This is a genomic window from Allobosea sp. (assembly GCF_035999205.1).
GTDB lineage: Bacteria > Pseudomonadota > Alphaproteobacteria > Rhizobiales > Beijerinckiaceae > Allobosea.
Genome location: NZ_DASYHA010000025.1, coordinates 15,674 through 38,782, shown reverse-complemented (window position 1 = coordinate 38,782; position 23,109 = coordinate 15,674). Strand labels below are relative to the sequence as shown.

At 66.4% G+C, this 23,109-nt stretch carries 20 protein-coding genes; 10 read left to right on the top strand and 10 right to left on the bottom strand.

The window, feature by feature from the left end; translation table 11 throughout:
* Positions 1–111: 111 nt before the first annotated feature.
* Positions 112–2,289, bottom strand: a complete 2,178-nt coding sequence (locus VGN82_RS15615) for an acetate--CoA ligase family protein (protein WP_327527962.1) — start codon at positions 2,287–2,289, stop codon at positions 112–114.
* A 328-nt stretch (positions 2,290–2,617) separates the two neighbouring features.
* Here VGN82_RS15615 and VGN82_RS15610 point away from each other — a divergent pair, with 328 nt between their 5' ends.
* The 6 genes from VGN82_RS15610 to VGN82_RS15585 are packed head-to-tail and all read left to right on the top strand — an operon-like array spanning position 2,618 to position 12,159.
* Positions 2,618–4,912, top strand: a complete 2,295-nt coding sequence (locus VGN82_RS15610) for a DUF3141 domain-containing protein (RefSeq protein ID WP_327527961.1) — start codon at positions 2,618–2,620, stop codon at positions 4,910–4,912.
* A gap of 8 nt (positions 4,913–4,920) precedes the next feature.
* Positions 4,921–5,913 (top strand): phosphate acetyltransferase, encoded by a 993-nt coding sequence (locus VGN82_RS15605; RefSeq protein WP_327527960.1) that lies wholly within the window; start codon positions 4,921–4,923, stop codon positions 5,911–5,913.
* Between the two features lie 3 nt (positions 5,914–5,916).
* On the top strand, positions 5,917–7,128 hold the full coding sequence (locus VGN82_RS15600; RefSeq protein WP_327527959.1) for an acetate/propionate family kinase: 1,212 nt from the start codon (positions 5,917–5,919) through the stop codon (positions 7,126–7,128).
* 60 nt (positions 7,129–7,188) lie between these two features.
* On the top strand, positions 7,189–8,235 hold the full coding sequence (locus VGN82_RS15595; RefSeq protein WP_327527958.1) for an HlyD family secretion protein: 1,047 nt from the start codon (positions 7,189–7,191) through the stop codon (positions 8,233–8,235).
* Positions 8,235–10,973, top strand: coding sequence for a ribosome-associated ATPase/putative transporter RbbA (gene rbbA, locus VGN82_RS15590; protein WP_327527957.1), 2,739 nt, complete (start codon positions 8,235–8,237; stop codon positions 10,971–10,973). The genes VGN82_RS15595 and rbbA overlap by 1 nt, the downstream gene beginning before the upstream one ends.
* A 1-nt stretch (position 10,974) precedes the next feature.
* Complete coding sequence (locus VGN82_RS15585; protein WP_327527956.1) at positions 10,975–12,159, top strand: ABC transporter permease; 1,185 nt, start codon at positions 10,975–10,977, stop codon at positions 12,157–12,159.
* Positions 12,160–12,178: 19 nt separating this feature from the next.
* On the opposite strand, the gene VGN82_RS15580 is transcribed toward VGN82_RS15585, so the two are convergent.
* The 7 genes from VGN82_RS15580 to VGN82_RS15550 form a co-directional block, all read right to left on the bottom strand.
* Entirely contained in the window at positions 12,179–12,859 is a 681-nt protein-coding gene (locus VGN82_RS15580) for a DUF2848 domain-containing protein (protein ID WP_327527955.1), read from the bottom strand.
* 3 nt (positions 12,860–12,862) lie between these two features.
* Positions 12,863–14,242, bottom strand: coding sequence for a TRAP transporter large permease (locus VGN82_RS15575; RefSeq protein WP_327527954.1), 1,380 nt, complete (start codon positions 14,240–14,242; stop codon positions 12,863–12,865).
* Positions 14,239–14,880, bottom strand: coding sequence for a TRAP transporter small permease subunit (locus VGN82_RS15570; RefSeq protein ID WP_327527953.1), 642 nt, complete (start codon positions 14,878–14,880; stop codon positions 14,239–14,241). Before VGN82_RS15570 ends, VGN82_RS15575 begins: the two co-directional genes overlap by 4 nt.
* Positions 14,881–14,895: 15 nt before the next feature.
* Positions 14,896–15,966, bottom strand: coding sequence for a TRAP transporter substrate-binding protein (locus tag VGN82_RS15565; protein WP_327527952.1), 1,071 nt, complete (start codon positions 15,964–15,966; stop codon positions 14,896–14,898).
* 100 nt (positions 15,967–16,066) lie between these two features.
* Positions 16,067–17,140, bottom strand: a complete 1,074-nt coding sequence (locus VGN82_RS15560) for a TRAP transporter substrate-binding protein (protein ID WP_327527951.1) — start codon at positions 17,138–17,140, stop codon at positions 16,067–16,069.
* On the bottom strand, positions 17,137–17,568 hold the full coding sequence (locus VGN82_RS15555; protein WP_327527950.1) for a cupin domain-containing protein: 432 nt from the start codon (positions 17,566–17,568) through the stop codon (positions 17,137–17,139). Before VGN82_RS15555 ends, VGN82_RS15560 begins: the two co-directional genes overlap by 4 nt.
* Positions 17,565–18,359, bottom strand: a complete 795-nt coding sequence (locus tag VGN82_RS15550; RefSeq protein ID WP_327527949.1) for a putative hydro-lyase — start codon at positions 18,357–18,359, stop codon at positions 17,565–17,567. The genes VGN82_RS15555 and VGN82_RS15550 overlap by 4 nt, the downstream gene beginning before the upstream one ends.
* Before the next feature lie 133 nt (positions 18,360–18,492).
* Here VGN82_RS15550 and VGN82_RS15545 point away from each other — a divergent pair, with 133 nt between their 5' ends.
* Positions 18,493–19,377: a LysR family transcriptional regulator gene (locus VGN82_RS15545; protein ID WP_327527948.1), complete on the top strand. Its 885-nt coding sequence runs from the start codon at positions 18,493–18,495 to the stop codon at positions 19,375–19,377.
* 49 nt (positions 19,378–19,426) lie between these two features.
* Here the strand turns inward: VGN82_RS15545 and VGN82_RS15540 are convergent, their stop codons facing one another.
* A complete protein-coding gene (locus VGN82_RS15540; RefSeq protein WP_327527947.1) occupies positions 19,427–20,398 on the bottom strand; it encodes a LysR family transcriptional regulator in 972 nt (323 codons plus the stop codon).
* Between the two features lie 129 nt (positions 20,399–20,527).
* On the opposite strand from VGN82_RS15540, the gene VGN82_RS15535 reads away from it, so the two are divergent.
* The 3 genes from VGN82_RS15535 (at position 20,528) to VGN82_RS15525 (ending at position 22,576) form a co-directional block, all read left to right on the top strand.
* A complete protein-coding gene (locus VGN82_RS15535; RefSeq protein WP_327529153.1) occupies positions 20,528–21,064 on the top strand; it encodes a phosphonopyruvate decarboxylase in 537 nt (178 codons plus the stop codon).
* A 5-nt stretch (positions 21,065–21,069) separates the two neighbouring features.
* Positions 21,070–21,657 carry a thiamine pyrophosphate-dependent enzyme gene (locus VGN82_RS15530; RefSeq protein ID WP_327527946.1) on the top strand — a complete coding sequence of 196 codons (588 nt, stop codon included), beginning with the start codon at positions 21,070–21,072 and terminating at the stop codon, positions 21,655–21,657.
* Between the two features lie 136 nt (positions 21,658–21,793).
* The gene (locus VGN82_RS15525; protein ID WP_327527945.1) at positions 21,794–22,576 is read left to right on the top strand and encodes an SDR family NAD(P)-dependent oxidoreductase; all 783 of its coding nucleotides are present in this window, start codon (positions 21,794–21,796) and stop codon (positions 22,574–22,576) included.
* 33 nt (positions 22,577–22,609) lie between these two features.
* Here the strand turns inward: VGN82_RS15525 and VGN82_RS15520 are convergent, their stop codons facing one another.
* Positions 22,610–23,098 (bottom strand): GAF domain-containing protein, encoded by a 489-nt coding sequence (locus VGN82_RS15520; protein WP_327527944.1) that lies wholly within the window; start codon positions 23,096–23,098, stop codon positions 22,610–22,612.
* Between the last annotated feature and the right edge of the window lie 11 nt (positions 23,099–23,109).

Here is a 23,109-nt window from a genome sequence, read left to right as displayed (position 1 = left end):
AACGATTGTGGGAACCGCTCCCTCGTGCGGGGAGGGAGCGGCGGTCACGCTTTGCGTGCAGCCGCCGACGCGGGACGGAGTCCGGGCGTCGGCGGAGTCAGGGGATGGCGCTCAGCCCTTGATCAGGCCGGCGGCGCGCGCCCATTTGTACTTGGCGCCCAGCACCTCGACCGGCGTCTCCGTGGTGTACGGATAGGCCACGATGCCATGGTCGTAGAGCTTCTCGCAGGCCTTCTCGACCTCGACATCACCGACCAGCGAGGCGACGATCGGCTTGTCGATGCCCTTGGCTCGTGCCTCCGTCACGACCTCGATCATCTTGTCGGCGAACACCAGCGGCGGCGTCACGATCGTATGCCAGTAACCCAGGATCAGCGCATGGATGCGCTCGTCGTTGAGGCCGAGCCGTACCGTATTCTGGTAGGTCAGGGGCGGCTCGCCGCCGGTGATGTCGACAGGGTTGCCGGCCGCGCCGAAGGGCGGGATGAACTTGCGGAAGGCCGCATCGAGGTCCTCCGGCATCTTCATCAGGGTCAGCCCGTTGTCGAAGCAGGCATCGGAGAGCAGCACGCCGGAGCCGCCGGCGCCGGTGATGATCACGACGTTCTCGCCCTTCGGCGCCGGCAGGACCTGCACGCCGCGCGCATATTCGAGCATGCCGCGCAGCGACGGAGCCCGGATGACACCCGATGCCTTGAGGATGTCGTCATAGATCTTGTCGTTGCCGGCGAGCGCGCCGGTATGGGAGGCGGCGGCCTTCGCGCCATAGGCCGTGCGCCCGGCCTTAAGCACGATCACCGGCTTCTTCTTCGAGACGCGCTCGGCGACCTCGGAGAAGGCGCGGCCATCCTTCAGGTCCTCGCAATGCATCGCGATGACCGAGGTGTTCGGATCCTGCTCGAAGAAGGTCAGCAGATCGTCCTCGTCGAGGTCCGACTTGTTGCCAAGGCCGACGATCGAGGACACGCCCATCTTGGTCGAGCGGGCGAAGCCGATGATCGACATGCCGACGCCGCCGGATTGGGAGGAAAGGGCGGCCTTGCCCTTGACGTCGAAGGCCGTGCAGAAGGTCGCGCAGAGGTTCTCCGGCGTATAGTAGAAGCCGTAGATGTTCGGCCCCATGATGCGGACATTGTGCTTGCGGGCCGTCGCCAGGAGCTCTTCCTGCAGCTCGGGCTCGCCCGATTCGGCAAAGCCGGAGGGAATCATCACCGCGCCGGGAACGCCCTTGCGGCCGACCTCGTCCATGGCGCCGTTGCAGAGCTTGGCCGGCACCGCGAAGACCGCGACATCGACCTCGCCATCATAGTCGAGGATCGACTTGTAGGCCTTGATGCCCTCGATCGTGTCGGCCTTCGGATGCACGGGAACGATCGTCCCCTTGTAGCCGCCGTTGATGAGGTTCTTCATCACCGAGTTGCCGATCTTGCCGGCCTCGTTCGAGGCACCGATCACCGCCACCGCCTTCGGGTGGAAGATCCGGTTCATCGCCTTGACGATCGCGGCCTGGTCCGGCCGGAAACGCTCCTTGCGCGCCTCGAAATTGCAGACGATGCGAGCATCGACCGCGGTCGCGCCGGATTTGGTCGCGAAGACCGGGTTGAGGTCGAGCTCCTCGATCTCCGGGAAATCCTCGAGCAGCGTCGAAACCTGGACCAGGATCGCCGCCAGAGCGTCGCGGTCGACGGGATCACCGCCGCGCACGCCGTCGAGCATCTCCTTGGCCTTGATCGAGCCGATCATGTCGAGCGCCTGCGTCTCGTTCACCGGTGCGAGGCGGAAGGTCAGGTCCTTGAGGACCTCGACCAGCACGCCGCCGAGGCCGAAGGCGACGAGCTTGCCGAAGGAGGGATCGGTGATCGCGCCGACGAGTGTCTCGGTCGCGCCCGAAGGCAGCATCTGCTGCACCTGGATGCCCTCGACCTTGGCGTCGGCCTTGTACTTCTTGGCATTGACCAGGATCGTGTCGTGGGCGGCACGCGCCTCCGCATCGCTCTTCACGCCGACGATCACGCCGCCGGCATCGGTCTTGTGCAGGATGTCGGCCGAGACGATCTTCATCACGACGGGATAGCCCATGCCGCCGGCGAGCTTGACCGCCTCGTCGGCCGATTTGGCGAGGCCTTCCTTGGGCAGCGGGATATCGTAGGCGTCGCAAACCAGCTTGGCCTCGGGAGCCGTCAGGCCGGTGCGGCCATCCGCCTTGACCCCGTCGAGCACCTTGCGGACCGTCGCTTTGTCGACCGCGATTTCGCGCGGCTTCATCTTCAGGGCAGCTTGATTGACCATCTTGGATTTCCTCCCGTGGAAATTCTTTTGCCGATCCATCGTCGCGTTGTGCCGTGTTCTCCGGCCCATTCACTGGTGGTCGGGGTGTCGTTTGGTATTTGGCATGCCAATGCACTTCGCTGTCAAGAGGGGGAATGACGGCGGCGGCTGCTTCATGTCGAATGAGGCGGATTGACTGAGATCATTGCGGGCAATTCGGGGCACCGCATTCTGGCGTCCGCCCTTGCATGGCTCGCTCGGGCGTCTCAGTATGGTGATATTGCAATGCAGCAGACCATCGTGATGGTTCCGACCTGTCGGCCCCCCGCCGAATGAGGACAGCGATATGGTGAGTTCGTATTTCGCAGAATCGCCCGGCCACGCCGCAGCGGCGAAATCCCTCGGTGCCGAGCTTGCCGGCTATCTGGTCGATGCCGCCCAGCGCAACGTCCTGATGCTGGATGTGCTGCGCCGGCGGGGCGACAACTATCTCGACCACATGGCCATGGCGGCCCCGAACGTCCTCGGTTTCGATTTCGAGGTCGTCATGGACGGACGCACGCTGCCGCGGCCGGTGAATTATGGGCTGGTGAGGATCGTTGCACCTGCGGCGATCAGGACGGATGAAGCCTCGCGGCCCTTCATCGTCGTCGATCCGCGCGCCGGCCACGGTCCGGGTATCGGCGGTATGAAGCCGGATAGCGAGATCGGCGCCGCGCTCGCCGCCGGACACCCCTGCTATTTCATCGGCTTCCTGCCCAACCCCGTCAAAGGCCAGACGATCGAGGATGTCGGCTGCGCCGAAGCAGCCTTTATCGAGGCCGTGACGAGGCGCCACCCCGGCTATTCCGGCAAGCCCTGCGTCATCGGCAATTGCCAGGCGGGCTGGGCGGTCCTCGGCCTCGCTGCCGCTCACCCCGATCTGATGGGGCCGATCATGGTCGCCGGAGCGCCGCTGGCTTACTGGAACGGCAAGGACGGCCTCAACCCGATGCGCTATTCCGGCGGCATGCTGGGCGGGTCCTGGCTCGCCTCCTTTGCCGGCGATCTCGGGGCGGGGATCTTCGACGGCGCCTATCTCGTCCAGAATTTCGAGAAGCTGAACCCCGCCAATACGTGGTGGACCAAACTCTACGACGTCTGGTCGAAGGTCGACACCGAGGCCGAACGCTTCCTCTCATTCGAGAAATGGTGGGGCGGGCATGTGCTGCTCAACCGCGAGGAAATCGAGTTCATCGTCGAGGAACTCTTCGTCGGCAACAAGCTGACGAAGGGGGAGGTCGCTCTCTCCTCCGGCAAGCAGCTCGACCTGCGCGAGGTGATGTCGCCGATCGTCGTGTTCTGCTCCTGGGGCGACAACATCACCCCGCCGCAGCAGGCGCTCGGCTGGATCACGGATCTCTATGCCAGCGACCTGGCGCTGATCGCGGCGGAACAGACGATCGTCTACACCATCCATCCGCAGGCCGGGCATCTCGGCGTGTTCGTTTCGAGCTCGGTGGCGCGCAAGGAGCATACCGAGCTCGCCGAGAACATGGACCTGATCGACATCCTGCCTCCGGGCCTGTGGGAGGCGGTGATCTCGCCGCGCGAACAGGACCAGGGCTATGCCGATCTCGCCAGCGGCGATTACGTCCTGCGCTTCGAGGCGCGCAGCCTCGACGATATTCGTGCTCTCGGGTTGAACACCGCAGAGGACGATCGCCGCTTCGCGACGGTCGCCAAGCTCTCGGAGATCAACGCCGATCTCTACAAGACCTGGCTGCGCCCGGCGGTCCGCGCCCTGGCGAGCGAGCCGGTGGCGGAGATGGAGCGACGGCTGAATCCGCTGCGCTCGCAGTTCGAGATCTTCTCGCATAACAACCCACTGATGCGGGGCGTGGCCGGCTGGGCGGATCAGGTCCGCGCCAATCGTCGGCCGGTCGATCCGGACAATCCGTTCCTGGCCTGGCAGCAGATCGTCTCGCAGAACATCGTCGCCTCGCTCGACCTCTTCCGAGACATCAGGGATACGGCCACCGAGCTCATCTTCAAGCAGGTCTACGGTTCGCCGGCGCTGCAGGCGGCGCTCGGCGTCACCGACGAGACTGCGCGCCCGGTCCCTGCCGATCGCGAGCGCGGCGTCGCGGCGCTGGAAGCAGGGCTCGCCGGCCTGCGCCAGCGCGTCAGCGACATCGGTCCCGAGATCGCCGTGCTGCGAGCGGCGATGTATGTGCTCGCCGGGCGCAGGAGCATCGACGAGCGCATCTTTGCCGCGCTCCGTCGCCTGCATGGCCAGCATCAGCGGCTCGACGGGATGACGCTGCGCCAGTTCAAGGCGCATGTCCGCGAGCAGTTCTTCATGCTGCGCTTCGACATGGAGGCTGCGGTCGAAGCCATCGGAGCGGTCTTGCGGAACCGGCCACCTCAGATCTCGCTGGACGACATCCGCGAAGTCCTCACCGCCGCCGGGCCGCTCGAGGGCGAAGCGCTCGACCGTTTCGAGCGGATCAGCCGGATGTTTCCGGAGCCATCGCCCGCGCACGAGACGACTGCGGGCGCCGATTCAGCGCGTCAGCGGCCGACTGACGCTGTCTCGTCCAGACCGGCCGCCGCGCGAACCGTGCCGCGCCAAACCTCTCGCCGAACCCTGTCGAAGAAGTGAAGGGCAGCATGGCTCAGTCTTCCCAGATCGAACCGACCACCAAGGCCGGCGAAGTCCCGGCGACCAATGGAAAGCGCGAAAAATACGAGCGCCTGATCGCCAAGGCGCGCGAGCTTCCGCCGGCGCTGACCGCCGTGGCGCATCCTTGCGACGAATCCTCGCTGACGGGGGCGCTCGATGCGGCGGCACAGGGGCTGATCAAGCCGATCCTGGTTGGTCCCACGGCCCGGATCATCGCGACCGCCAAGGCGAGTGGCCTCGACATCGCGGGGTTCGAGATCGTCGACACGCCGCATAGTCACGCCTCGGCGGCCAAGGCGGTCGAACTGGTCCAGGCGGGCAAGGCGGCCCTCATCATGAAGGGGAGCCTGCATAGCGACGAATTGCTCGCGGCGATCACCAACAAGGAGACCGGCCTGCGTACAGGGCGGCGCATCAGCCATGTCTTCATCATGGACGTGCCGTCCTATCCCGAGCCGCTGTTCATCACCGACGCGGCGGTGAACATCTTTCCGGACCTCGAAGGCAAGCGGGACATCATCCAGAATGCCATCGATCTCCATGTCGGCTTGGGCCTCGGAACCCCGAGGGTCGCGATCCTTTCGGCCGTGGAGACGGTGACGACCAAGATCCCGAGCACGATCGAGGCTGCCGCGCTCTGCAAGATGGCGGACCGCGGCCAGATCACCGGCGGCCTTCTCGACGGCCCGCTCGCGCTCGACAACGCGATCAGCCCCGAAGCGGCCAGCATCAAAGGCATCGTCTCGCCGGTGGCTGGCAAGGCGCAGATCCTGGTGATGCCCGACCTGGAGGCTGGCAACATGCTGGCGAAGAACCTGACCTTCCTGTCCGGGGCCGATGCCGCCGGCATCGTGCTCGGCGCGCGCGTGCCGATCATCCTGACCAGCCGCGCCGACAACGTCCGGACCCGTCTTGCGTCCTGTGCCGTCGCCGGGCTTTATGCTCATGCGCTGACGCAGACGCGCCCGATCGGAGGCTAGCCGGTGAGCGAGGCTCTCTTCGTCGTCAATGCCGGCAGTTCGAGCATCAAGTTCAAGCTCTATCGCGTCGCCGGCGACGACATCGAGTTGATGATCGGCGGGGCGGTGGACGGCATCGGCACCCGTCCGCGCCTCAGGGCCAAGGACGGCTCCGGCACGGTGCTGATCGAGCGATCCTTTCCCGTCGCGGAGGTCTCGAACGCGTCTCAGGCGCAGCACGTGCTGGGCGACTGGGTGATCGGCCAGATCCAGGATGTGAGCGTGATCGGCATCGGCCACCGCGTCGTCCATGGCGGGCCGATCTACGCGGCGCCGGTCCTGGTCGACGACGCGGTGATGAAGACACTTGAGACCTTCATCCCGCTCGCGCCGCTGCACCAGCTGAGCAATCTCGAGCCGATCCGCGTCCTGCGCCAGCGCCGGCCCGACCTGCCGCAGGTCGCCTGCTTCGACACTGCCTTCCACCGCGGCCATCCCGAATTGTCGGATCGCTTCGCCCTGCCGCGCGCGCTTTATGACGAAGGGGTACGGCGCTACGGCTTCCACGGCCTGTCCTACGAATATGTTTCGCAAGCTCTGCGCACCATCGCGCCGGAATTGGCCGACAAGCGCGTCATCATCGCCCATCTCGGCTCCGGCGCCTCCGTCTGCGCCCTGCATGGCGGCCGCAGCATCGAAACGACGATGGGCTTCACGGCATTGGACGGGCTTCCGATGGGGACGCGCTCGGGCTCGCTCGATCCCGGCGTCGTGCTGCACCTGATCGAACAGAAGGGGATGAGCCCAGCCGAAGTCGGACATATGCTGTACCATGAGAGCGGCCTGCTCGGCCTCTCCGGCATCAGCAACGACGTCCGCGCCTTGCTGGAGAGCGACAGGCCGGAGGCGGCGATGGCGCTCGACTTCTTCAGCCTGCGCGTGGCGCAGGCCTTCGCCAGCCTTTCCGTCTCGCTCGGCGGGGTCGATGCGCTCGTGTTCACGGCCGGTGTTGGCGAGAATGCCCATCAGGTCAGGCGGAGCGTGGTGGAGCGGCTCCATTGGACGGGCGTGTCGCTCGATGACGAGGCGAATCTTCGCAACGCCGGGCGTATTGATGCCGAGGGAAGCCGCGCCGCCATCTTCGTCGTCCCGACAGACGAGGAGCGCATGATCGGCCAGCACACATTGCGGTTGCTGCGGACATCCTCCCTGACAGAACCTGTAGCCGCTCTGTAGTCGAACCCGGTTCAGCAAGCAGGCGGGCGCCTGGCGCATCGCCGAGGTTGGAGAGTTATGATGACATTCGCTCGTTTATCGGCAGCGACCGCCCTGGCGGCCGCCCTCCTGTCCTTCGGCAGCTTGGTTGCTCCGGTCTCGCGCGACGTGTCCATTGCCAGCCCCGCGCATGCCCAGGCGCGGCTCAAGGAATTCCTGCAGCGCCTGCGCAGCGGATCGCTGCCCTCCGGCATCGCCAAGTCGAACGGGCGTATCGAGGCGACGCAGATCGACGTCGCAGCGAAATATGCCGGCCGTTTGTCGCAGGTGCTGGTCAAGGAAGGCGACGACGTCACCGCCGGGCAGGTCGTCGCAAAGATCTCGTCGCCGGAATACGACGCCCAGCTCCGCGGCGCCCAGGCGCAGGTTCTCAAGGCCAAGCAGGGGCTTGCGGAGGCCAATGCGCTGATCGTCCAGCGCAAGAGCGAGATCACCCTGACCCAGGCCGAGCTCGAACGTGGCCAGCAGCTCGTCGCGAAGGGCTATCTGACGCAGCAAACCTTCGACCAGCGCGTGGCAAAGGCCGACAGCGCGAAAGCCGCGCTCGTGGCCGCCGAGGCCCAGCGCGACCAGGCCGAGTTCGCCATCAAGAGCGCGGAGGCGGAGGTCGATCGGATCGAGGCCGTTCTAGTCGACATGACCCTGGTCGCGCCGCGCAGCGGTCGCGTGCAGTATCAGCTCGCGAGGGCGGGCGAGGTCGTCGGTGCCGGCTCGCGCATTCTGACGCTGCTGGACCTCAGCGACGTCTACATGACGATCTATCTGCCGGCAGCGCAGGCCGGCCTGCTCGCCCTCGGCGACGAGGCGCGGATCACGGTCGATCCGCTGCCGCAATACGTCATTCCTGCCAATGTCGGCTTCGTTGCGGCCGACGCGCAGTTCACCCCGAAGAGCGTCGAGACGGCGGATGAGCGCGAGAAGCTGATGTTCCGCGTCAAGCTGCAGATCGATCCGCGGGTGCTGAAGAAGTATCACGCCCAGGCCAAGACCGGCGTGCGCGGCATGGGCTTCGTTCGCACCAGCCCGTCGATCCAGTGGCCTGAAGATCTGACCGTGAAGCTTCCCTGATGAGCGACGGAGTTATCGCCAAGGTCGAGCACGTCTCGCACCGCTACGGCAAGACGGTCGCGCTCGACGACGTCTCGATCGATTTTCCGGCGCGGCGGATGGTGGGCGTGATCGGACCGGACGGTGTCGGCAAGTCTGCGCTGCTGGCCTTGATCGCCGGTGTCCGCCAGATCCAGACCGGCAAGGTCACCGTGTTCGACGGCGACATGGCAGACAAGGCGCATCGCGAGAGGCACGGCTCCCGTATCGCCTACATGCCGCAGGGGCTCGGGCGCAATCTCTACCCGACCCTGAGCGTGTTCGAGAACATCGACTTCCACGGCCGGCTGTTCGGTCAGGGCAGGGAGGAACGCCGCCGGCGCATCGACGAGCTGCTGCAGGCGACAGGGCTCGATCCGTTCGAGGACCGGCCTGCCGGCAAGCTCTCCGGCGGCATGAAGCAGAAGCTCAGCTTATGCTGTGCCCTGATCCACGACCCCGACCTCCTCATCCTCGACGAGCCGACTACGGGTGTCGATCCGCTCTCGCGCGGCCAGTTCTGGGATCTGATCAACACCATCCGCGCCCGCCGGCCGCAGATGAGCGTCATCGTCGCCACCGCCTATATGGACGAGGCCGAGCGCTTCGACTGGCTGGCGGCCATGGACGGCGGCAAGGTGATCGCCTCGGGGCCGATCTCCGAGATCCTGCAGAAGACTGGCCAGAAGAACCTGGAAACCGCGTTCATCGCGCTGCTGCCCGAGGAGAAGCGGGCGCATCATCAGGAGGTGATCGTACGGCCGCGCCCGGCCAGCGACAGCGCGGTGCCGGCAATCGAGGCGGAGGGGTTGACCCGGCGTTTCGGCAACTTCACCGCCGTCGACCATGTCAGCTTCCGCATCGAGCGCGGCGAGATCTTCGGCTTCCTCGGCTCGAATGGCTGCGGCAAGTCGACCGTGATGAAGATGCTCACCGGCCTGCTGCCGGCGAGCGAGGGCACGGCCAGGCTCTTCGGCAAGCCGATGGGCTCGAACGACATGGAGACGCGCCGGAACGTCGGCTACATGTCGCAGGCCTTCTCGCTCTACACAGAGCTGACCGTGCGGCAGAATCTCGAGTTGCACGCCAAGCTCTACCACCTGCCGAGCGAGGAGATCGAAGGCCGAATCGCCGAGCTGCTCGAACGCTACGACCTCAAGGACGTTGTCGACGCGCGTCCCGACAGTCTGCCTCTGGGCATCAAGCAGCGCCTGCAACTCGCCGTTGCGGTTCTCCACCGTCCGGCCATGCTGATCCTCGACGAGCCGACCTCGGGCGTCGATCCGATCGCGCGCGATGCCTTCTGGCGCACGCTGATCGATCTCTCGCGGGATGATGGCGTGACCATTTTCCTCTCGACCCATTTCATGAACGAGGCCGAGCGCTGCGATCGCATCTCGCTGATGCACGCTGGCAAGGTGCTTGCCGTCGGTACACCGGAGGAGCTGGTCAGGGACCGCGGCAGCGCCTCGCTGGAGGACACCTTCGTCGATTACCTCGCCGAGGCTGCGGGGATCGAGCGCGACGCTGAGACAGCGGCGCCGAATCCCGACGCCGTGGTGCCCACGCCCGAGCCGATCCCCCCGCCGCGCCGCTTCGACCCGAAGCGGCTGTGGGCCTATTCGCGGCGCGAGACGATGGAGCTGCTGCGCGATCCGATCCGGCTCGCCTTCGCCTTCCTCGGCCCGCTCGTGCTGATGATCGCATTCGGCTTCGGCATTTCCTTCGACGTCGAAAACCTGCGTTTCTCGGCGCTGGACCACGACAACACGCCCGAGAGCCGCCAACTGATCGAGGCCTTCTCCGGCTCGCGCTATTTCGACGAGCGGGCACCGCTCGCCAGCGCCAGCGAGCTCGAGCAGCGCTTGCGCACCGGCGAGTTGCAGCTCGCCATCGAAATCCCGCCGGGCTTCGGTCGCGATCTGCAATCCTCCCGCCAGCCGGAGGTCTCGGTCTGGCTCGACGGTGCCATGCCGTTCCGCGCCGAGACGACGAAGGGCTATGTCACCGGGCTCGCCGCTCAATATGCGAAGGAATGGCTCGCGCAGAACAGCACCGGCTCGAGCGCAGCCAGCCTGATCAATATCGAGACGCGCTTCCGCTACAATCAGGCCTTCAAGAGCGTCAACGCGATGGTGCCGAGTGTGATCATGCTCATGCTGATCCTGATACCGGCGATCATGTCCGCCATCGCCGTGGTACGGGAGAAGGAGACCGGCTCGATCGCCAATTTCCAGTCGACGCCCATCACCAAGTTCGAGTTCCTCTTCGGCAAGCAGCTGCCTTACATCGGCATCGCGATGATCAGCTTCGTCCTGCTGGTGCTGCTCGCGCTTTTCGTGTTCGGCGTGCCGATCAAGGGCTCGATCACGGTGCTGGTGCTCGGCACCCTGTTCTATGTGATCGCGACGACCGGCTTCGGCCAGCTGATCTCGACCCTCACCCGGACGCAGGTCTCCGCGGTCTTCGCCACCGCGATCCTGTCGATTATCCCGGCGGTGAACTTCTCGGGCCTGCTCGTTCCGGTCGCCTCCCTGTCCGGCGGCGCGCGGCTGATCGGGCTCGGCTTCCCGACGGCCTGGTATCAGCCGGTCAGCGTCGGGACCTTCACCAAGGGCCTGGGCTTCGACGACCTCTCGTTCAACCTTCTGATGCTCGCTGGTTTCGCGCTGCTCTTCCTCGTGCTGGCGCAGCTTCTGCTGCGCAAGCAGGAGCTCTGACATGGCCGGCGAAACCTCCCGCGCCGCGCAAGCTCCCGCCCGAGGGCGCTTGTCCAGCCTCAGGATCCATCTGGCCAACATCTGGCAGCTGGTGATCAAGGAACTGCGCAGCATCCGCGCCGACCCGGTGATGCTGATCCTTCTCGTCTATGCCTTCAGCGTCGCAGTCTACACGGTATCGACCGGCGCCTCGACCGAGGCCAAGGACCTCACCGTCGGCATTGTCGACGAGGACCGCTCGGATCTCTCGCGCCGGATCCAGAGCGCGCTGAACCCACCGCTCTTCAAGAGCGCGGTGACGATCAGCGCCAGCGCCATCGACGAGGAGATGGACCACGGCCGCCTCGTCTTCGTGCTGGAGATCCCGCCCTCGTTCCAGGCCGATCTCCTGTCCAGCCGGCAGGTCTCCGTCCAGCTCAATGTCGACGCCACTGCTATGACGCAGGCCGGCAACGGCGCGGTCTACATCCAGTCGATCATCGCGCAGGAGGTGGCGAATTTCCTCGCCGGCCGCGAAACGGTTGCGAGCACGCCGATCAATGTGGTGATCCGGGCCAAGTTCAACCCCAATCTCGACTCGGCCTGGTTCACCTCGGTGATGCAGGTGATCAACAGCATCACCCTTCTGACCGTGATCCTGACCGGTGCCGCGCTGATCCGCGAACGCGAGCAGGGCACGGTCGAGCATCTCCTGGTGATGCCGGTCGTGCCGACCGAGATCATGCTGGCGAAGATCATCGCCAGCGGTCTCGTTATCCTGGTCGCAGCGGCGCTGTCGCTGGCACTGGTCGTGCGATGGTGGCTGCAGGTCCCGATCGCCGGCTCGCTGGCGCTCTTCCTGGCGGGGGCTGCGCTCTATGCCTTCACGGTTGCGGCGCTCGGCATCATGCTGGGCACGCTCGCCACGACGATGGGGCAGTTCGGCCTGCTCGCCATCCCGATCCTGGTGCTGATGCAGCTCCTGTCGGGCGCCAGCACGCCCATGGAGAGCATGCCGGTCTGGCTCCAATACGTCATGAAGACGGTCAGCCCGACACCGCACTTCGTCGCCTTCTCGCAAGCAGTGCTCTATCGCGGCGCCGGGCTCTCCGTGGTCTGGCCGCAGCTCGTCACGCTCGTCGTCATCGGCATCGTCTATTTCAGCTATGCGCTCAGCCGCTTCCGCCGCGTGATCTTCGGAGACTGAGGGCGTAGCCTGCGGGCTGTCAGCTCACGACGGGAAGGGCCTCGATGTCATAGGCGGCCGTGATACTGCGCCCGAGCTTCGGATCGCGCAGCTCCATCTCGAAACGGCTGGCCGGCCGAATGCCGCCGATCGCGCCCAAGGTCCCGCAGAACATGGCCGTGCCCGCGGCCAGTTCCGGGCCATCGGGTCGTCGCGAGAGCAGGTCGCGCGGCGTGCGTAGGCTGGCGAGCGTGCCCTCCTGATACAGGACGCGTTGCCCGTCGATCACGGCGAAGGCGCGCATCTCGATCGCGTCCCAATGGGCCTCGACATCCGCGAGCCGCCAGAGCGCGCCGGCGACCGGCTTGCCGCAGAGCTGCTTCGACAGCGCGATGCCCATGGTCTCCGCCTTGCGGTCGGTATGGTCGGAGCCGAGCCCCAGCCAGAGCCCGTCGGCGAACGAGAACAACACCGGCTCGACCTCGCCGGACGAATCGCCGCCGAGCACGCTCAGGATGGGCTCCTGGGTCAGGGTCTGCGCCGCGGCGCGGTAGAACACCGGCATGGAGCTCGGCCGCGGGACGCCGATTGCGGCGAGCTCCTCGACATGGTGGCGCAGCGCCGCCTCATCGCGCCCGGCCCAGCCGGCGATGATGAGCCGGTCGACGGCGACCTTGATCGTGTCGCGGCCGCTCAGGGTGAAGCGTTCGAACTGAAGCATGAGTTACTGCGCCACTTTTGGCAGCCAGAGAGCCAGCTGCGGGAACCACATCAGGATCAGGACACCCAGGATGTAGACGAGGAAGAAGGGGATGACGCCGGAGAAGACGTCGGTGATCGGCCCGCCGTCGCGCCGCATGCCCTGCAGGACGTAGAGCACCGTGCCGTCGGGCGGCGAGATCAGTGCGATTTCGACAAGCATGGTGACGATGACGCCGAACCAGACAGGATCATAGCCGAGCGCGACGACCACCGGGAAGATCACGGGGATCGTCGTGATGACCATGGAGAACCCCTCCATGAAGGTGCCGAGCGCGAGGTAGAAGCCGATGATCAGCAGCATCACCGCCCAGGGCGGCAACGGCATCTCCCCGACGAGCTTGGCCAGCGCCTGCGGCACGCCGAGCCCGACGAAGACGTAGTTCAGCACATAGGCGCCGAAGAGGATGAGGCCGATGAGTGCGGTGTTGCGCGCGGTCGCCTCGGCGGAGTCGTTCAGCATCTTGAAAGAGAGCCGGCCCTCGATCGCGGCAAAGACGATGGCGCCGATAACGCCGAGCGCCGCCGATTCCGTCGCGGTGGCGAGACCGCCATATATGGTGCCGAGCACGATCAGGATCAGGATCGCCGTCGGTGCGAGGTCGACGAGGCTGCGCAGCTTGACCGATAGCGGCAGCCGCGGCGTGTCCGGATCGGCCAGCGGGGCCGCCGTCTTCGCCTTCCAGAGGATCACGAGGATGAAGAGGATGACCACGAGGATGCTGGGGCCGACGGCGGCGAGATAGAGCGCACCGACCGAGGTTTCGGTGATCAGCCCGTAGATGATGAAGGTGATGCCGGGCGGGATCAGATTGCCGAGCGCGCCGCCCGCGGCGAGCGAGCCGAGCACCATCTTGGGATCGTAGCGCGTGCCCTTGAAGAAGGGCAGCGCCACCGAGCCCATTGTCGCGGCGGTGGCGACCGAGGAGCCGGAGATCGCGGAGAACACGCCGGACGCCGCGATGTTGGTGTGCAGCAGGCCTCCGGGCAGGCGGTCGAGCCAGACGTTCAGGGCCTTGTAGAGCCGGTCGGAAAGCCCGGCGCGCAGGAGGATCTCGCCCATCAGCAGGAAGAGCGGGACCGCGACCAGGACGAAGCTCGACGAGGGGTTCCAGACGGTCTGGCCGATGAAGGTCCAGAATGGCCGGTCGGAGAAGGCAAAGCCGATGATCAGGCCGAGCACGCCGAGCGCCGCGCCGATATAGATGCCGGCACCGAAGAACAGCAGGAACAGGCCGACAAGCAGCAGCACCTCGCCGATCAGCAGGTTCCCCGGGCCGATGCCCAGGAAGCTCATCGCGACCATCAGGCCGACGAGGACGAGCAGGAAGACGATGGCGATCATGTCGTCGCTCCCTTGTCGATGGCTGCGCCGGGCAGCGTGTCGAGGGCGCCGACGGCCTCCAGCGCTTCCGCCGCCTCCTCGTCATAGGTGCGCTGGTGCAGCAGTGCCTCGGCCTCGCTGCCGCGCCCGGCCAGCACTAGCAAGGTGCTCTCCGCCAGCATCAGCAGGATCAGGACGAGGAAGACGAGGATGCCGAATGTCCACAGGCCCTGGGGAATCCAGAGCGGCGTGCGCAGCACGCTGATGTCGGTGGCGCCGAAGAGCAGGGATTCGTCGACGAGGTCCCAGGCGCCCTTGGCGACGAACCCGACGAAGACCGCCAGCGCCGCCAGGCTGAGCAGATGCATCGGATAGCGGATCTTCGCCGGCAGGAAGTTGATCAGCACGTCGATGCGGACATGGGCGCGGCTGGTCAGCGTGTGGGCGAGCGCCCAGGAGATGCCGAAGGCCAGCGCATAGCCGGTCAGCTCCGTCGTCGACTGCGAGGAGAAGCCGAGGAAGCGTCGCGCCAGCACGTCGAAGGTGATGAAAGCGGCGCAGAGGATGAAGCCCCAGCCAGCGGCATAGCCCATGAAGGTGCCGAGCCTGGCCACGAGCCGCCGGCACAGGGCGGCCGCGACGATCATTCGGTCGAGCATCGCGGCCTTTTCCTTTCAGCGCGCTTCGTAACGGACGCCGGTGATCGGAGCGACCAGCCGGTTATAGGCTTCGCCGCAGCGTTCGCCGCAGCGCTTGACCCAGGCCGGCAGCACCGCCGTGCGCAGCGATGCGCGCAGGGTCTCCATGTCGGCATCGGTCGGGCGGGTGACGGTCATCGGCCGGTTCTCCACGACATGGCCGATCCGGCAGCCCTCCTTGGTGCCGGCATTGCAGGCGATGCCGTCCTCGGTCGCCTCGAGGCCCAGCGCCCATTGCTGGTCCTCGACCTGCTTGAAGGTGGCCTGCAGGAAGTCGCGAACGGCCGGATCGAGCTTGTTCCACCAGGCGAGATTGGCGACATAGGCCGAGTTCCCCCAGGAAACGGGTAGCGCGTACATGTGCCTGGTCACCTCGTACCAGCGTGCGCCGTTGCCGGTTGCCGTGCCGGTGATGGCGCAGTCGACGACGCCGCGCTCCAGCGCCGAATAGACCTCGGGGAAGCCGATCGCCGTCGGCTGCGCCCCGAAGGACTGGACGAAATCATTGGTCGAGCCGCCGGCCGTGCGGATCCGCCGGCCCTTGAGGTCGGCCAGGCTCTTCACCGGCTCGCGGCAGTAGAAGACCTGCGCCGGATAGGGGAAGGTCGCGATGATCCGAACCCCGAAGCGCTCGAGTTCCTTGTTGACCTCCGGCAGGACCGCGTCGATGACCTTGCGCGACTGGGCATGGGAGGGGTTCAGCCCGGCGAGGTCCGACATCTCCAGCATTGGCACGTCGCCCGCCACCGTCGGCAGCGCCGGTGCACCGATGTCGATCTGGCCCGAGCGGATGACGCGCAGCAGCTCGGGGCCGGTCAGTCCGCGCTCGGGCCAGCTCGCCAGCGTCACCTTGATGCGGCCGCCCGACTTCTCGGGAATGCCCTCGCGCAGCATCGGAATGTCGACGCGGGTATATTGCGGGATCGAGGGCGAGAGCTGCGTCACCATGGTGACGTTGACCGCAGGGCCCGGCGGCACGGTCTGGGCGTGAGCCGTCCCGACGGTGCATGCGGCCAGAGCCGCCGCCAGTGATCTGGAAATCCTCATATGGTTCTCCCGGTGCGTGGCCGCGACCTGGCGGCCACGCATCATGGATGCAATCGCGATGCCTGCAACGGCCCTGTGCCGTTGCGTCATCAGGCCCCGGTCACTTGGCCTGGTAGGCAACGCCGCTGATCGGCGCCACGGCGCGGTTGTAGACCTCGACGCAGCGTGCCCCGCAGCGCTCCATGAAGCCCGGCAGGATCGCCGAGGTCAGGGTCGAGCGCAGCACGTCCTGGTCGGCCTGAACCGGGCGGAACAGGCCCATCGGCTTGCTGTCCACGAGCTTGCCGATCCTGCAGCCGGCCTTGTCGCCGCTGTTGCAGGCGAGGCCGTCCTCGGTGGTCTCCTCGCCGAGCTTCCACTGCGCCTCCTCGACCTCCTTCATCGTCGTCTCGAGGAAGGCACGGACCTGCGGATCGAGCTTGTTCCACCAGTTCAGGTTCACGACATACATCGACACCGACCAGAACAGCGGCAGGGCGTATTGCGACTGGCTGACCTCGTACCAGCGCGCGCCATTGCCGGAGCTGGACCCGGTGATGGCGCAATCGACGACGCCGCGCTCCAGAGAGGCGTAGACCTCGGGGAAGCCGATCGCCGTCGGCTGCGCGCCGATCGAGTTGACGAAGGTGTTGGACGAGCCGCCGCCGGTGCGGATGCGCTTGCCCTTGAGGTCGGCAAGGCTCGTGACCTTGTCGCGGCAGAAGAAGACCTGCGCCGCGAACGGGTACATCGCGACGATGCGGGTGTTGAAGCGCTCCAGGTCCTTGTTGAGTTCGGGCAGCAGCGCCTGCGCGACCTTGCGCGCCTGGCCGACCGTCGGGTTCAGCCCGGCGAGGTCGACCATGTCGAGCATCGGTACCTCGCCGGAGACGGTGTTCAGCGGCACGGCCGCGATATCGACCTGGCCGGAACGGACGAGCCGGATGATCTCCGGGCCATTGAGGTTGCGCTCGGGCCAGCTCGCCAGGGTGACATTGATGCGCCCACCGGATTTCTGCGGCACGCCCTCGCGCAGGAGCGGGATGTCGACCTTGGTGTATTGCGGCAGGGCCGGGCCGACCTGCGTCACCGCCTGGATGTTGATCGTCGGACCGGCAGGCAGGGACTGGGCCGCCGCCGGGCCGGTGAGGGCGATCATGAGGGCCGCGAGCGAGGCGTAGCGAAGTCGTTTCATAGCAAGCGCTCCTGTCGGTTCGGTTGGGTCGGCGGGTAGTAGTTGAACTCGATCATCAGGCAGCCGCCTTCGGTGAAGAACGGGCCGTGCAGGACATGGGCGGGGCGGCAGGCATAGGAACCGGCGGGCAGAAGCGCGGCGGCCTCGCCATCCGCGGGCACGCCGATGCGGAGCGAGCCGGAGATTAGGAAGACCTCCTCGCACCAGTCATGCAGCACCGGTTCGGCGACGAAGGCGCCAGGCGCCCAGCGCGACAGGCGCGTTAGCGCCCCGCTGCGTCCGACATGGTCGAGCTGGCCGGACAGGAGCTTCTGCTCGACGCCGGCATAGCCCGCGACCGGCTCCCAGCCATCGGGGGCAAGCGCATCGAAGAACTCGCGATGGAGCTTGCCGAAGGCGCCGAAGCCTGGATGGGGCGCGCCACTCATAGGGTCGCCAGCCGGCTGTTCTTGAGGTCGGTGACAAGCATGGCGCCGGGAGCATGCGTGATGGCGAAGGGCGGCCGTGCGGCGGCGATCACCGCCTGCGGCGTCACCCCGCAGGCCCAGAACACCGGCAGTTCCCCGTCACGCAGCTCGACCGGATCGCCGTAATCCGGCTTCGACAGGTCGGCGATGCCGATCTGCTCGGGCAGGCCGATATGGACCGGGGCGCCATGCACCGAGGGGAAGCGCGAGGTGATCTGGATGGCGCGGATCGCGTCCGCCGGGCTGAACGGCCGCATCGTCACCACCATCGGCCCGGCAAAAGGCCCTGCCGGCGCGCATGGGATGGAGGTCCTGAACATCGAGACGTTGGCGCCTTGCGCGACATTGCGGATCTCGAGCCCGTCGGCGATCAGCGCCTCCTCGAAGGAGAAGCTGCAGCCGATGACGAAGCCGACGAGGTCGTCGTGCCAATGCGAGAGGATGTCGGTTGGCTCCTCGACGAGCTCGCCGTCGCGCCAGACCCGATAGCGCGGCAGATCCGTGCGCAGGTCGAGATCGGCACCGAGATCGGGCAGGCGCGGATCGCCGGGCTCGGTCATGCCGATGATCGGGCAGGGCTTCGGGTTGCGCTGGCAGAAGCGCAGGAAGTCCCCGGCCAGAGCCTGCGGCAGGATGGCGAGATTGCCCTGCACGAAGCCGGGCGCCAGCGATGAGGTCTGGCCGACGAGCTTGCCGTTGCGCACGGCGCGGCGCGCTTCGGCTCCGGTCGCGAAGCCGCTTTGCATTGACATAGGCTGTTCCAGTATTCCCCTCGAGCCCCTTTGCGGGTGCTTCGGAGGCGATACTGGGCCGAAGCCGGATCGGCCGTCCAATTGTCATTCGGGATCGCCGCTGATAGTTCTGGCTTATCGAATGGGGCGCCCCTTGATCGAGTTCAGAACTCTCGAGACCTTTGTCTGGGTGGCGCAGCTGAAGAGCTTCCGGGGCGCGGCGGCCAGGCTGAACACCACCCAGCCCTCGGTGTCGCAGCGCATTGCCCAGCTGGAGGAACAGCTTGGCGCCCGCCTGATCGAACGTGGACGCAGTTCCTTCGCGCTGACCGAGGCAGGGCGGTCGGTACTGGTGCAGGCCGAGCGCCTGCTGCGGCTGCGAGCCGAACTCGTCGCCTCCGTGACCGACCGCTCGCAATTGCGCGGGACTTTGCGGCTTGGTGCCGCGGAAACCATCGTCCACACTTGGCTGCCGCGCTTCGTCGAGGCGATGTCGGCGCGCTATGACCGAGTTACCCTCGAAATCGAAGTCGATATCTCGCCGAACCTGCGCGAGCGCCTGCTGTCCCAGGAGATCGACCTCGCCTTCATGCTGGGGCCGATCAGCGAACCCTCGATCCTGTCGCGGCCGCTGCGCGACGAGCCGACCGGCTTCTTCGCCAGCCCCAGGCTCGGCTTCCCGGCTGGGCAGAACCCGCTGGCGCGGATCGCTGCCTTCCCGATCATCACGTTCGCCCGCAACACCCAGCCCTATATGCGGCTGCGCGAGCTGCTGTCCGATCCGCATCTGCCGCCGACGCGCCTGCATGCCAGCGCCGCGCTCGCCACCGCGGTGCGGATGGCGCTGGACGGGCTCGGCGTTGCATTGATCCCGGCCTCGATCGTCGCCGACGATGTCGCGGCCGGACGCCTCGTCGAGGTCGGTTGCGCCCAGAGGATCCCGGACCTGCAATTCGTCGCGGGCTGGCTCGCCTCGCCCGATGTCAGCATCATCGAACTCGCGCTGGAGATCGCCGCCGAGGCCGCCGCCGCCGGCTGAGCACCAGGCATGGGCTGAGGCTCCGCGAGCCGGGAGTATATGTGGCCGGCTATGCTGGTTTGTGGTCGGTTCGGGCGGCTTCGGCATTCCCGCTCGTGCCGGGCATGCAGCCCGACCAGATGCCACGCGCGACCAGGTCTTCCACCGTCGCCGAGATGGCCTGGCCCGCGAAGCGGGCGAGGCGCGGGCTCGGCCGATCCGTGGGGTAGGCCATGACGAGCCGGCGCGTCGGCACGGGGTTGATCAGCGGAGCGGCGCTCAGGCGGCCTTCCTGCAACTCTTCATGGATCGGCGCCAATGGAAGCACCGTCAGGCCGTGTCCGCTGCGCACCAGCCCCTTCAGCGTCGCGTAGCTGTCGGCCTCGACCTTGATGGTCAGCGTGAACCCGCAATCTTGCGCGCAGCGCTCGACGATCGTCCGCAGCCCGTGGCCGCGGCTCGGCAGGAGAAGCCGCTCATGCTCCAGTCGCGCGAATTCCACGCTCGCTTCGGGAGAGAGACCGCGATCGGCCGGCCCGATCAGGAACAGGGTCTCGTCAAGCAGCGGATGGATGCGAAGCGTGCGCGCGGCTTTGGGATCATAGAGGATGGCAGCGTCGATCTCGCCGCGGTGAAGCCAGTCCAGCAGATATCCGGAGTAGGCGCTGACGATGCGCAACGTGGCGTCCGGATGAGCTTCGCCGAACGCCGAGACGAGCGGCTCGGACAGGATGTCGGAAGCGGTGGGCGGCATGCCGATCGCGACATGGCCGCGCAGGGGAGCGCTCTCATCGGCGACGGCGGCGCGGATCTCTTCCATTTCAGCCATGATGCGAAGGGCATGGCGCAGCACGTCCTGTCCCGCTTCGGTGACGATCATGCCGCGTCCGTGACGATCGAACAGGCGGGCCTCGAGCTCGTCCTCGAGAAGCCTGATCTGGCGGCTCAGCGCTGGCTGCGCGACATGCAGCCGATCTGCCGCCTTGGATAGGCTGCCGAGTTCGGCGACGTGGACGAGGGTCCGGAGCTGATTGATATCCATGCTATACAATATCGGCATATCTGATCGCGAGAAAGGCTCGACGTCAGCATAGCTCCGGCGAGGCTATACAGGTGCGGTTGCCACTGACCGCCACGGAGCAGCACCTTGGTCGCCATCGACGTCAAACCCATGCAGAGCGCCGCCGAAATCCGGGACCTGTCTTCCGACTGGCCGGTCGCGCTCTACGACACGCTGAGGACGGCTGGCGTCAGCCACATGTCCTATGTGCCCGATGCCGGGCACTCGACGCTGATCAAGCTGTTCAATGCCGATCCCGACGTCGTCACCAACGTCCTGACGACGGAGGAGGAGGGTGTTGCCATCGCCGCCGGTTCCTGGCTCGGCGGCAAGCGGAGCGTCCTGCTGATGCAGTCCTCCGGCGTCGGCAACTGCATCAACATGCTGTCGTTGCCGGTTCAGGCGCGGTTCCCCTTCCTGACGCTGGTGACGATGCGCGGCGAATGGGCTGAGTTCAACCCGTGGCAGGTCCCGATGGGGCAGGCGACGCAGGCCGCTCTCGAGGCGATCGGCTTGACCGTCCTGCGGGCCGAGACCGGGGCCGATCTGGTGGAGACCGTGGCGCAGGCCGCGGCGATGGCTTTCGATGCCGACCAGCAGATCGCGGTGCTGATCGGTCAGCGTCTCCTCGGCAAGAAGAAGTGGTGAGGCGCATGACCGTTCCGACGATGAACCGCCGCGCTGCGGTGAAGACGCTGCTCGATGCCCGCGATGGCGCGCTGGTCGTCACCGGGCTGGGCTCGCCCAGCTATGATGTCCATGCCGCGGGCGACCGGGATGACAACTACTACCTGTGGGGCGCGATGGGCGGAGCCGCCCTCGTGGGGCTCGGCCTGGCTCAGGCCCAGCTCGACAAGCGGGTGATGGTCATCACCGGCGATGGCGAGCAACTCATGGCTTTCGGCTCACTGGCGACGATCGCGGTGGCTAGACCCAGGAATCTCGACATCATCGTGCTCGACAACCAGCATTTCGGCGAGACGGGGATGCAGGCCAGCCATACCGGTCGCGGCATCGCCTTCCACACGGTCGCGGCCGCCTGCGGCTTTGCGGAAGCGCGCGAGTTGTCCACGCTTGCTGAGGTCGACGAGCTATGTGGGCATCTGCGCAATCCGGCCGAAGGGCCGCGGCTCTTCGTCCTCAAGATCGCTGCGGAGAACCTGCCGCGGTCGCTGCCTCCGCGCGACGCGGCTTATGTGAAGACGCGCTTCCGCCAGCATCTCGGCTTCGCGCCCTGTTGATACCGAAACCGCTGCGCTGGCCAGGCGGAACGCATGCGCTCACTTTGCGCAACAGCGCCGAGCGTGCCATGCGCGGAACCGTCACCCACAAAGGCGCCGCTCCACGAGATTCCCGCCTATCGAAGGAATGCAGAGAATGAAACTCGCTGGAAGGATCGCCGTCGTGACGGGGGCCGCCCGTGGCATCGGTCGCGCTTGCGCCGAACGCTTTCTGGCCGAGGGGGCCAAGGTCGTCATCGCCGATATCGACAGCGCCCGCCTCGACGAAACGAAGGCAGACCTTGGCCATTCGGACAAGCTGCTCGCGGTCGTCACCGACGTCGGCGACAAGGAGCAGGTCGAGGCCCTGATCGCAGCATCTGTGAACCGGTTCGGCCGGATCGACATCATGGTCAACAATGCCGGCATCGCGATGGTGCAGAACTTCCTCGACGTGACCAAGGCCGATTATGACAAGGTTCTGGGGATCAATCTGGAAGGTGCTTTCTGGGGCACGCAGGCGGCCGCGCGGCAGATGATCGCGCAGGGGCAGGGCGGCGTCATCATCAACATGTCGTCGATCAATTCGGGCCTCGCCAATCCGAATGTGGCGACCTACGCCCTTAGCAAGGGCGGCATGAACCAGATCACCAGCACGGCCGCGGTTGCCTTCGCGCGTAATGGCATCCGCGTGGTCGGCGTCGGACCGGGCACTATCGACACCGAAATGGTGAGGGGCGACTTCGTCGCCAGCGCGACGGATCGTGCGATCATCGCGCGGACGCCACTGGGCCGCTACGGAACCGCTGCCGAGATCGCCGCGGTCGTTGCCTTCCTCGCCAGCGACGATGCCTCCTACATCACGGGCGAGACCATCTATCCGGACGGCGGGCGTCGTGTGCTGAACTACGTCATGCCGGAGCCGGGCGCCCAGCGCTGAACCGGGCCTGCTGGCCGGAAGCCGGCCCGATGATCAGGTGGCCCGGGCCGCGGCGCGGGCGGCGAGGAAGGCAGGGATCAGCAGCGGGGCCAGCGCCTCGACCGGCGCGATGTGCTCCTCGGCATAGTGGTGCTCGGGGGCGAGCAGATTGATCGTCCCGACGACTTTCCCGTCATAGATCGCCGGAACGTTGATGACGGACCCCAGGCCCATGCTCTCGATCAGCTCATGGTCGAAGAAGGCCCAGCGGATGCCGGCCTTGTCCTTGCCGAGATAGGGCTTCCGGCCATCGAGCACATGCTTGCCCCAGGGCGTCGGCCCCATCGTCTTGCGCCCCGACACGGGGTACTCGTCCGGGCGGTTGGAATAGATCCGCGCGACCTCCTGGCCGTCGACATAGAGCAGTGTGAACAGCTCGTGGCCGACCAGGCGCTTTGTGATCTGCTCGAACGCTTTGAAGGTGGTGTCGGGCTGGCCCGGCTGCTTGAGCAGGGCGGACAAGGTGGCGAAATCGTCTGACATGGCGGGCCTTC